9 protein-coding genes are annotated in these 11,251 nt (G+C 55.9%); 5 read left to right on the top strand and 4 right to left on the bottom strand.

Annotated features, from left to right (window positions below):
* Nucleotides 1-1,816 (top strand): TRAP transporter fused permease subunit (locus tag O2807_05540; GenBank protein ID MDA0999966.1); only part of this gene is annotated, 1,816 nt, incomplete at its 5' end.
* A gap of 152 nt (nucleotides 1,817-1,968) precedes the next feature.
* On the opposite strand, the gene O2807_05535 is transcribed toward O2807_05540, so the two are convergent.
* Both O2807_05535 and O2807_05530 read right to left on the bottom strand, forming a co-directional pair.
* Nucleotides 1,969-3,153: an acyl-CoA/acyl-ACP dehydrogenase gene (locus O2807_05535; protein MDA0999965.1), complete on the bottom strand. Its 1,185-nt coding sequence runs from the start codon at nucleotides 3,151-3,153 to the stop codon at nucleotides 1,969-1,971.
* 78 nt (nucleotides 3,154-3,231) lie between these two features.
* Nucleotides 3,232-4,143, bottom strand: a complete 912-nt coding sequence (locus tag O2807_05530) for an NADPH:quinone oxidoreductase family protein (protein MDA0999964.1) — start codon at nucleotides 4,141-4,143, stop codon at nucleotides 3,232-3,234.
* Between the two features lie 818 nt (nucleotides 4,144-4,961).
* On the opposite strand from O2807_05530, the gene O2807_05525 reads away from it, so the two are divergent.
* Nucleotides 4,962-5,522, top strand: a complete 561-nt coding sequence (locus O2807_05525) for a hypothetical protein (protein MDA0999963.1) — start codon at nucleotides 4,962-4,964, stop codon at nucleotides 5,520-5,522.
* Between the two features lie 121 nt (nucleotides 5,523-5,643).
* Here O2807_05525 and O2807_05520 read toward each other — a convergent pair whose 3' ends face one another.
* Entirely contained in the window at nucleotides 5,644-6,675 is a 1,032-nt protein-coding gene (locus tag O2807_05520; GenBank protein MDA0999962.1) for a hypothetical protein, read from the bottom strand.
* 351 nt (nucleotides 6,676-7,026) lie between these two features.
* Nucleotides 7,027-8,205: an acyl-CoA dehydrogenase family protein gene (locus tag O2807_05515; protein ID MDA0999961.1), complete on the bottom strand. Its 1,179-nt coding sequence runs from the start codon at nucleotides 8,203-8,205 to the stop codon at nucleotides 7,027-7,029.
* 432 nt (nucleotides 8,206-8,637) lie between these two features.
* Between O2807_05515 and O2807_05510 the strand changes: the two genes are divergently transcribed.
* From O2807_05510 to O2807_05500, 3 genes are all read left to right on the top strand, one after another.
* Nucleotides 8,638-9,795, top strand: a complete 1,158-nt coding sequence (locus O2807_05510) for an ABC transporter substrate-binding protein (protein MDA0999960.1) — start codon at nucleotides 8,638-8,640, stop codon at nucleotides 9,793-9,795.
* Between the two features lie 144 nt (nucleotides 9,796-9,939).
* On the top strand, nucleotides 9,940-10,812 hold the full coding sequence (locus O2807_05505; protein MDA0999959.1) for a branched-chain amino acid ABC transporter permease: 873 nt from the start codon (nucleotides 9,940-9,942) through the stop codon (nucleotides 10,810-10,812).
* On the top strand, nucleotides 10,809-11,251 hold a 443-nt coding region (locus O2807_05500; protein ID MDA0999958.1), incomplete at its 3' end, for a branched-chain amino acid ABC transporter permease. The genes O2807_05505 and O2807_05500, both read left to right, overlap by 4 nt.

Here is an 11,251-nt window from a genome sequence, read left to right as displayed (position 1 = left end):
TTTTTCCGTTTGGTATATGTATACGTCGGGGTTCGGCCTGGTTTCGACGGAAACCAACCGAGGGCTGTATCTTTTGTTTACGTCGGTCCTGGTGTTCTTTGCCTATCCGGCCCGGCAAGGCGCGCCCAACGATCGGCCCAGCATCATCGACGTGGCGTTTATCGTCTTGGCGGTCGCTTCCATCGGCTATTGGATGGACCAGTACGTCCCCTACGCCATGTTTCGCGTCAGCGACCCCAACACTTGGGACCTAATCATGGGTGGCATCGCCATCGCGGTGGTGCTGGAAACCAGCCGGCGGGTCCTGGGCATCGCGATCCCGATCATTGCTACGCTGTTTCTTTTGCAGCTGTATTTCGGGCCGTACCTGCCCGGCAAGCTCAGCCATTCGGGCATGTCTGTGGACCGGATCATCGAATTCACTTTTTCCACGCAAGAAGCCATGTTCGGCGTGGTCACGGCGACTTTTGCCACCTTCGTGTTTCCGTTCATGATTTTCGGCGCGTTCCTGGAACGCAGCGGTGCGGGAACTTTTTTCATGGATTTGGCCACTGCGCTGACCGGTAGGTGGCGGGGCGGACCCGCCAAGATCGCCACAATTAGCTCCGCTCTGTTCGGTTCCATATCTGGATCGTCAGTGGCAAACGTGGTCGCATCGGGCGCGTTCACCATCCCCATGATGAAGCGGATCGGCTTCAAGCCCCACCACGCGGGCGCGATCGAAGCCATCGCATCCACCGGCGGGCAGATTATGCCGCCGGTCATGGGCGCAGGGGTGTTCATTCTGGCGACGCTGACCCAGACCGATTATCTCAGCATCGCGGCGATGAACGTGATTCCTGCCGTACTGTTCTTCGCCTTTGTGCTGCTGATGGTCGATCTGGAGGCCGTGCGGACCGGGATCAAGGGACTGCCGGCTGATGAAATTCCCCGGGTCCGTGACGTTCTCCGCCGGGGGTGGCATTTCTTCGTTCCGCTGGTGGTGGTGGTGACCCTTTTGTTCAAGGGATATTCGCCGGACCTGGGCGCATTTTGGGGCACGATTTCCGCCCTGGTGCTGTCGTGGCTGCGCAGGGAAACGGCGATGGGTCCCCGCGATGTCTTCCAGGGGCTGGTCGCGGGTGCGCACAACAATACGTCCGCAGGTGCGGCCATCGGCAGCCTGGGCGTGATCATCGGCGGGATCATCTTGTCGGGCCTGGGGCTTAAGTTCTCCGCCGTATTGGTCGAATTCGCGGGCGGCAACCTTTTGCTGACTGTATCGCTGGTCACGGTGATTTCGGTGATCATCGGCATGGGCAGCAGCACCACCGGATCCTATATCATCCTGGCCGTGGTAGCGGCCCCGGCGCTGGTACAGCTTGGCGTGCCAGAAGTTCCGGCCCATCTGGTGGTGTTCTATGCGGCGTGTCTTTCTAACATCACACCGCCGGTCTGCGTGTCGGCGTTCGCGGGAGCGGCCATTGCCAAGGCCGACCCCATGCGAACGGGATTCGCCGCGTTGAAGTATGGAACCACCCTGATCCTGATTCCCTATAGCTTCGTTTACGTGCCCGAGCTGTTGTTGCAGGGAACTTGGATGGAAATCTCGGCGGCAACGGTCAGTTACGCCTTCGGCTATGCCGCCCTGGCCGTCACGATTCAAGGCACCGACTTTTTCCCGGTGAAAGTCACCCATGTGAAACGTGGCCTGTTTTTGACCGCCGCCGTATGCTTCCTGCTTCCCATGATCGTTTGGATTAAAATCGTAGGCGTGGTCCTGTTGGTGCTGACATGGGGGGCCGTGCCGCTATACTTGCGCGCAAAAGCAAGCTGACGGGCTTTTGGCTTGGCAGTGAGGATTTTCGACGGAATGAAAGGCCAAAAGATTCGATGAACCAGGACACCATGCACAAGCAGGAGCCTCGCAATAGCGCGTAATATTCGGAGATGTGCGCGTTCATGTTTAAAAATATCAACGCGCGTCGCCTACAACGCCGCCCCAATCTTGAGACGCTTGATGTAGTTGCCGCCATCGAGATGCTTGAGCGAGAAGGCGTCCCGCAGGAGTTTTTCGAAGGGTGCGTCCCGCATGACTCCCATTCCGCCGGCCAGTTCGGCGGCCCGGTGGGCAATATCGAACCCGTTCTTTGTGCAAAATGTCATGACAGTCGGCACCCGCTTGGGATCCCGCGGAAGATTGTCCACGGACCAAGCCACATTCCACACCAGAGACCGCATTGCCTGGAGGGTGGTGTACATATCGGCAAGTTCGGAAGCGATCACCTGGTGCTGGATGACGGGCTTTCCTCCTTGAACGCGGTTCTTGCAGAACTCAGTAATTTCCTCGATGGCTCTCCGCGCAACGCCAATGGCGCGGGCCCCGCCCAGAACCCCGTCGGTTCCCAGGCTGCCCCGGAAGGCGATGAGACCTAAACCCTCCTCGCCGAGTCTCCACTCCTCCGGGACGCGGCAGTCGTCAAAGAAAATTTCCTGGTTCCGGAGAAGACGGGAGCCCATTTTGTCGTGCACCCGGCCGAAAGACATGCCCGGATGGCCCAAAGGGATGAGGAAGGTGGAACAACCCTCCAAGATGCCTTTTGTGGGGTCGCTACGGGTGAAGACGAAATAAAGTTTTGCGGAACCTCCTTGGGCGATGAATTGTTTCGACCCATTGAGTACATAATGGTTCCCGTCACGAACGGCGGAGGTGCGGAAGCCTGAGCCGGGGGCGTTAAACGGGAGGGCGTTGTCGCCTCCGGCGTCCGGTTCGGTAAGCGCCATGGCCACCATAAAAGTGGGGTCCTCGCAAAAAGATTTCAGCCACTTATCCCGGACTTCTTCTTTAGCCACTTCGGGATTATTCAGGATGGCATATATCTTTCGGCCGTTGGCGGGAATGGTCGGAAGGGTGACGTCGGCGACAGCGAGCTCTTCGCATACGATGACCATGGTGAGCAAATCTTCCACCCCGCCACCGCCGTATCTCTCGGGAATGGCGAGGGTCCGGAAGCCCAGTTCGGAGCATCTCCTGAGAAGGTCCAAGCTGATGCAGTCTTCGGGCTCATGGTTTTTGTCGAGCGTTTCTGCGAGTGGCTTTGCCTCTTTTTCAGCGAAATCCCGCGCCAACTGTTGCAGGGCGAGTTGTTCCTCCGAGAGTTTAAAATTGACCATGAAGGCAATCTCCTTTTTGCTCTGTTTTTCTTCAGTCTTCGTTTGGCGTCGAAAAGAAAGACAATTTTAAAACTGTATTCAAAAAGAAGAATCGCCGGAGCTTTCGTTCGTGATGACAATTTTCCCGATGTTTTTTCTGTTCTGCATGTAGTTGAAAGCTTCCGCTGACTTCTCGAGCGGAAAAATTTTTCCGATAATCAGGCTAACCTTTCCCTGTCGAACTAATTGGATGAGGTTTTGAATCGCTCCGGCGACAAGGTGCCGGTGATTTTCGAAATAGGGCGTGACCCAGTAGCCAAGGAGGGCTTTGTTGGAGACGAGAATATCATGATTGGTAAGCTGGGCGGTTTCATTGCTTGCCACGCCGAACACAACGAGGCGTCCGAAGATGGCCAGCGCCTCCTTGTAGGACCGCATGAGAACGTCACCTCCTACGGATTCAAGAATGACATCGGCGCCTTTTCCGTCTGTATGTTCGAGAACTTCTTTCACCCAATCACCTTTCGAATAATTGACGGGTGTTGCGCCCTGTTCAGCGATGGCCCGGCATTTCTCGTCGGTCGAAGCCGTGCCAATCACGCGGGCGCCCCTCGCTTTTGCGATCTGGACGGCGAGCAGGCCGATTCCTCCGGCCGCCGCATGGACAAGCACGGTTTCGCCCTTCTGAACCTTGGCCACGTGATCGATGAGCAGCATCGCAGTCCTTCCCTGCACCCGAATGGCGGAGCCCTGGATGAAAGTCAGATCATCAGGAAGAACGTCCAATATGGGGCGTGTCACCACGTATTCGGCCAGCGCGCCCCCTTTCGTGTTCCTTCCAAAGACGCGCTGGCCGATTTTCCAGTTTTCGACATCCGGACCGACCTTGTTGATGGTCCCGCAGAATTCGCGTCCGAGAACGAAGGGCAGAGGCATATCACTCATGTAGCGGCCCTCGCGAATCAGGATGTCGGAGTAGTTCAGGCCCACGGCATTCACCTTCACGCGCACTTCTCCCGGTCCTGGCTCGGGAACGGGAATGTCCACGAGCCGCATCACCTCGGGGCCGCCAATCACTTCCATCTGGATGGCCTTCACTCCTGATTTCCTTTTTTTAATCTGGAATTGTGCGGCAATGCTTTCCACTTAGCAAATTCCAATCTTTTTGTCCTTTCTCGGGGTGTTTCTCGCCGAGAAGTCCATAAAATCTGCAAAAGATACCTGTGCTTCGCGAAAATTCTATTCTGCCCTGTCCAAATATATTGACGAATAAAAAGTTCCCTATATGAGAATCTTTTGAGTTTCGAGCAAGACATGGACGGAGTTTTTGCGGACTGAATTCTTAAATACCCAAAAGTTCAGTGAAAATTATTGATTCGCCATGCACAGGGAATTTAGAGAGAGCAGTTCGCGGCAGACTGCACCCACCGCCAAGAATAAGTTATCGTTTTGCCTGTCCTGAATCTTTTCCCGTCACCGCCGATTCGCCCCGTACACGCCCCGCTTATTGGCTATCGCGCATCTTCCCTTGGCCAAGTGAGACGCTCTGGCGCAATGGTCTCCGCTCCAATTGCCGTGGTATCTCTTTCGGATTGTTCGGCAGTGTGGCTCGCTCGCGGATGAAGGATTGTATTTGGGGATTCAGGCGGAAAGCAGGAAAATATGTTTCATGGCAGGGAGATTAGGGAGAAGGGTTCTTAGGAGCAAGGCGACGAAAGACCTGAATTCAAGCTAGAATTGTCAATTCGCCGTGCACAGGATTCTTCGACGGCAGAAAGTTATATTGAGGTCTTGAACCACAACAGTCGTCGTATTGGAAAAGGAAGAAAATGCACCCGTCCAACAAAATGGAAAAAACGGATTTTCATGAGGCCCGAGCCAAACTGGAAACGATGCTTGGAAATCGCGTTTTTATCCTCGGGGAATTCCTTTCTTTTTTTGACAAGTCCATGACGAGCTATGGCGAGGAAAATACTACCGGCCTAAATTTGGTTGGAATTCTCGATAAGGATTTGTCCAGCTTTACCGGTTTGGGCCATTTGGGACTATTGATGCCAAGGGCGCGAATTAAAATTCGATACGCCAAGGAAAAGGGCAAGCTCGATTTGGAGATGGGTGTCCTTCTCGGCGAATACGGGAAGCGCGACAACAGGCGTGACCCCTTTGAAAGGATGAGGATGGAGATTACGTTCGAGCGAGGGGACGATACGCCGTCTTTCCTGATCCGGAGATTCAGGCCGGAAATGAGCTTGATGACAGACAGGGAAACGGTTCGGCCCGTGGACCAAGGGCTGGAATTATTGCTCCGCTTCATTGCGGGACGAATGGGCGTGCCGAGGGGACATGTGAAACGAATCGACATTAGCAGGCCAAAACATATGCCGGCCTGATTCACACGCATTTATTCGCTCTACGTTGCGGTACCTGTGGGCGGCGAATTTCCAATCAGACACCAAATTACTGCTTAATCAGGAATTCGCCATGCACAGGCAATTCGCCTTTTCTCAATACTTACCCGGTGCTGTAGGGCATCGATACGAAGCGGCTCGACTTATTCCATCCGGGGACGATCATCGAGTGCGGCCCGGGCCGACCGCCAGCAACAAGTATAAGGATGTCCTCCGGATCATGGATCATGGGGACGAGGCAAGCATCATCGCTTCGGTCCACCCAGTCGGGCCATTCCACACGGTCTGGATGATGGAATCGTCCGCCCTTCTTCATCTGGCTCACCGGCAGGCGGGCCAGTTCAAAGAGGTGTCGCTTTACGTCGGAGCGGGAGTAGCCTGCCCGCCGCATGACCTCGGCGTGATCGGGACTCATGGCGATCACCATGTTCTGCCGCATATAGGCGTTCGAAGAACCCATCGTGCTCATGACTGAGGCGATGGTGGCGAGCAACCCGCTGGGTTTTGAGCTGGAGTCGTCGAACGCCTGGTGCGGTCCCTCGGCAGCGAAGACTGTGACCACATCATCCCCGGGGGCGAAGCCCATCTCCGTGGAAAGCGCCGGCCAGGGACTCAGTTCTTCATTTTCGCGAAGGCAGAAACTGAATTTGTCCGGGTGGCCAAAACAACTCATGTCGGAGATGCCCGGTATGGCGCCGCCGAGATTCAGCATGATGAGACGCAAGGTCCGCCCGATGGTGGCGTTCGGGCGGAAGCCCGGGCCCATGCAGCCGGAACCGCCATGGACCCCGATTTTCTTGGCATAGGGTCCGTTGAACATCACCATCGGCCCTCCTGGCCCCATGGTGGCTTGTAGGCCGTTCAGATTGAATTGCGGGGAGAGGGTCGCCTCCAGCGCCCCCAGGATGGCGGGCAGGTACTCGGGTCGCGCGCCCGCCATAACGGCGTGGGTCGCCACCTGCTCGACCGTGGCATCGTGGCCAGCGGGCGGAACAGGCCCCAATGATTCCTCCGGAGTTCGGCCTGTTCCGGACAGCATCCAGGCGATACGTTCAACCGTCGGGGTGACCACTGGAAGTCCGTCGGACCAGGGAAGACGAAAAAAATACTCGAAGGGATCAGTCGTTTCGTCCAATCGGATTCTCCTACAGGTAACAAATTGAATCGCTGAAATTTAACGGCCGAGTGGTTGCTTGTCCGTGATTTTAGTCCATGCGTAGCGAATTGGTAATTGTGCGGAGATTAGAACTGGTGTCCTGGTCCAGCGATTTTGATGTTGGGATGGCATGACCGAAAAGTGTCCATGACGAATTACCAATGGCCTGGCTCCGAATGACGATTCTTCTTAACCTCGCTCGCTATGCCGATTCTTTTCCTGTTTTTCGCTCATATCAGGAACTTTTTGATGCGGAGCGCACCGGTAATTTGAAAATTAAATTTGCGTTCCTGAAGGCACAAATGGCTATAAAACAAAGACATTCCCAAGCTACAGATACGGCATTGAGCGGACGCGCTGGGCCTCGTTCGTCCCGGCCGAGTGGAGGAAGCTTGTCACATCCCGCAAGTACTTCTCCATCGGAGCCTCGGTCATGTAGCCCATCCCACCCCACACCTCCATGGCCCGCTTGGCGATGCGGAAGCAGGCCTCCGACGCGAAGACCTTCGCCATGTAACCCAGCTTCGGATCGTAGCCCTCATCCCTCATGGCCCTCCATGCGGCGTAGTGCAGGATCTGACGGGCGGCCTGATAGTCAATGAAGCAGTCAGCGAGCATGAAACCCACCCCCTGATGTTCGATAATGGGCCTTCCGCCCTGGACCCGATTGCGCGCGTGGTCAACGGCATCCTCATAAGCCGCCCGGGCAGGCCCCAGTGCGGTTGCCGCGGATTCGATCACTGAGCCGCGCGAGAATGAACCCGAGCGCGCCTGCACGCCGCCTCCCACATTTGCCACTCGATCGGAGTCGGGTATCCGGCAGTTCTCGAAGATGAGCTCGGCATTCTGAGAAAGGCGCTGGCCCATCTTGTCGTGAACGCGCCCGATGGAAAATCCCTCTTGCCCGGGTGAAACCATGAAGTAAGTGATTCCCTTGGAGACACCCACCGCGGGATCCGTCCGCGTCACCAGCGTATAGAGCTTGGCGATCCCGCCGTTGCTGATGAAGTGTTTCATCCCGTTAACGATCCAGTGGCTTCCATCGCGGACAGCCCGTGTGCGTACCCCGAGCTCGGGCCGCTCGTGGGGGGTGAAATTCTCTGACCCCACGTTGGGCTCGGTCATTCCCACCGCGAGGTGGAAACGGTGATCCTCCAGAAATGCGGGGAGGTAGCGGCTCCGCTGCTCCTCGTTCCAGTTGCGGTCGAGAAAGTGGATAATCTTCCAGGTCTGATCGAAAGTGACGGCTATTCCGAGATCCCCCCAGGCGATCTCCTCACCGACAATGCAAAGGTCCAGAATGCTGGCTCCCGCCCCGCCCCTCTCCTCGGGAAGCGACAGCGTTCGCAATCCGAGCCGGCTGCCCTTTTCGAGAATATCCCAGGGGAAGCGCTCCTGGGGATCCGGGATCCGCTCTCGATCCCGGGCAACGGGGCGGATCTCCTTCTCTGCGAATTCGTGGACAAGCTTCTGGAGCGCGCGCTGAGTCTCAGTGAGAGAGAAATCCAAAGGTCACCTTACCGGGTCAATTAACTGGACATTTCCCATTTGATTCCTTGAATGGGCTTATTCTAGCCCAAAATGGGTAATCCAAGCCAAGCTGCGATTCTACGTACGTGTCCCTGGCGAGTTCCGAATTTGCCCTGCACAAGCGCAGGGAGACGGGCTCTTGGGAGCAAGGCGACGAAAGGCCCGCATTCAGGCTATAATTATCAATTCGCCATGCACGGTTGGATAGATACGCTGCAGTATGGGAAATTATCCGGTAATTTTCAGCGGCGTTTTTAATGGCATCGAAGCCGGTCGTTCATTCGGTTGCAACATGTTCTCGTTACTTTTAGATTGCTGGTTCTCGTGCCCATTTCGGGCTGATGCCGTTGTGTCGTTGAGCATCGGAGAAATTTTCATCGACGTATCCTTAACCATTAGAGGGAAATTGACATGAAGCGATGGACAAGAAGAGCGTTTTTGAGTCTCGCGGTTGGTGCACTAGTATTTACACACGGGCTAGCGGGCGCGGCAGGTGTGATCAAGATCGGCGTCACACAGCCGCTAACGGGAGCGGTGGCGGCTTCAGGCAACTATGTGGTCCAGGGGGCAAAGATCGCCGAGTCGGTTTTGAACGCCAAGGGCGGTGTTCTCGGGAAAAAGGTGAAGCTCATCATCGAGGACAACAAGAGCAATCCGAAGGAAGCGGTCGCAACGGCTGAGAAACTAATCGTGCGCGACAAAGTGCCCGTCCTGATGGGCGCATGGAGTTCCACCTACACTTTGGCTGTCATGCCGAAGCTCATGGAATACGGAGTGCCGATGGTGGTGGAGACTTCTTCATCGGGGAAGATAACCGTTTCGGGCAATCCTTGGATCTTCCGGATCAGCCCGACCTCGGCCATGGAAGCGAAGTCGTTCGGCACTAAGGTCGGGCAGTTTAATATCAAGAAAGCGGATTTCCTTGTTGTCAACAACGACTGGGGCCGCGGTGCCTCCAAGGAATTTGCGACGATGCTCAAGAGTAAGGGAATTAAGGTCGGCGTCATCGAGACGATGGATGCCAAGGCCCAGGATCTGAGTGCGCAATTGGCGAAGATCAAGGCCTCGGGTGGCGATACGCTCTTCCTGACGACAGGTGTTGAGCAGATCACCCTCGTTCTGAAGCAGGCGAAAGAGCAGCGTGTCACCCATCGGGTGATTACGACAGGCGGCTCCTCCTCGCCGGACCAGCTTATCGAGCACGCCGGGGCTGCCGCGGATGGAAGCTATCACTTACTGTTCTTCGCTCCCTGGTTCCCGGGCTCGGCGCCGAATCCGGAAGTGGCCAAGAGTTTCGTCGCGGAATGGAAAAAACGTGGACACAACTTCGCCGGCCTGACCGAAGGGTTCCGGGGCTATGACGGCATCATGACGATTGCCGCGGGCATTAAAGCGGCCGGCAAGGCTTCGCCGAAGGCCATTCAGAAGGCACTTTGGGGGGTGAAAGTGAAGGGTGTCAACGGTAACATTTCGTTCATCAAACAAGGGCCCAAGGGACGCGAAAGCGCGCAAAATGTACCCAACGTTTACGTTGTGACGATCAAGAATGGGAAGGTTGCGCTTCCGTAGCTTGGCCGGATTTTATGAAGTTTTTCGGAAGATGATGTCCGCCCCCTGGCGCAGAGCGCCGGGGGGCGGTGCTGCCCAAGCAAGGGTGGCGCTATAGCGGTTAGTGTCTGGGTGGTCTGCCGCTGAGGCCGGGAGAGCGGGGCTTTGGATCAATTTCTTCAGCACATTCTGAACGGTATTGTCCTTGGGGGTACATACGCTCTTCTGGGTATTGGTCTGACTCTTATTTTCGGCATCATGAACGTGGTGAATTTTACCCACGGCGAATTGTACTCATTCGGCGCCTACATGACGTTCCTGTTCGCCATGATGGTCAGCGGAAATTTCTTTTTTGCGTTGATTGTCGCGGTAGTGTTGGGTGTTGTTCTCGGGGCTGGTATCGAGTTTGTTCTCCTGCGGCCACTCCGCGGGGCGAATATCGACACTACCATGCTTGTGATGATTGGGGCGTGGATTGCGATGCAAAACGCTGAGCAGCTAACCTGGAGCGGCATCGCGAAATCAATTGACCATCCTTTTTCGACGGATCCCATCGTTCTGGGCATGGTCTCCGTCTCCTGGCTTCGCGTTTTTGTCTTCGCCGTGGCTGTTCTTCTCATCGCGGGTGCGCACTTCTTGATCTACCGAACCAAGCTGGGAAAGGCGATGCGCGCGACCTTTCAGGATCGAGACACGGCGGCACTCATGGGCGTGAATATCGATGTCATACATACCGCCACCTTCGCGCTGGGCTCCGGTCTCGCGGCGGCGGCGGGAGCGCTTCTGGGACCCGTGTTCGTCGTTTCTCCAACAATGGGCGATATGGCGGCGCTCAAGGCCTTTGCAATCGTAATACTCGGCGGGTTGGGCAACTTCATCGGAGCCGCTCTGGGAGGGTTCATCCTGGCGTTGGTGGAAGAATTCGGCGCGGGCTACATTTCTTCGGGCTACCGGGATGCCATGGGATTTATTCTCATTATCGTGGTTCTCATCTATAAGCCGACCGGCCTCTTCGCCCGCTCGGAGCGCATCGGATGAACCGCTGGTTCACTTTCGCATGGGTCGTTTTCCTGTTCTCTCTGCCGCTCTGGATGACCAACCTTTACTATCTTCACATTCTTATCAGCGCAGGAATTTTTACGATTGCTTCGATGAGCCTGAATCTTCTTCTCGGCTACACCGGGCAGCTCAGTCTCGGCCACGTCGCGTTTTTCGGAATCGGAGCCTATATCAGCGCCCTGCTCTCATTGGGATTCGACCTGACCATCCCCCTTTGGGGGACTGACTATTATCTCCGGGTTGAGCCGAGTCCCGCCTGGGTGGGTTTCATTGCTGGAATCGCCGGGGCCGGTTTTTTCGGTTGGCTGATCGGAAAAATCTCCTTCAAGGTACGGGGTGCCTATTTCGTTATTGTCACGGTGAGTTTCGCCGAGGTGGTGCGGCTCGTTGCGCTGAACTGGGTGGATCTGACAGAGGG

Source organism: bacterium, from assembly GCA_027622355.1.
Classification (GTDB): domain Bacteria; phylum UBA8248; class UBA8248; order UBA8248; family UBA8248; genus JAQBZT01.
Note: the sequence above shows the minus strand (reverse complement) of the source record. Positions and strands in the feature narration are given on the sequence as shown.

Excerpts from the sequence above, each read along its gene's own strand:
- O2807_05535 (MDA0999965.1), bottom strand. The coding sequence starts at position 3,153 with ATGGTCAATTTTAAACTCTCGGAGGAACAACTCGCCCTGCAACAGTTG.
- O2807_05525 (MDA0999963.1), top strand. The coding sequence starts at position 4,962 with ATGCACCCGTCCAACAAAATGGAAAAAACGGATTTTCATGAGGCCCGA.
- O2807_05510 (MDA0999960.1), top strand. The coding sequence starts at position 8,638 with ATGAAGCGATGGACAAGAAGAGCGTTTTTGAGTCTCGCGGTTGGTGCA.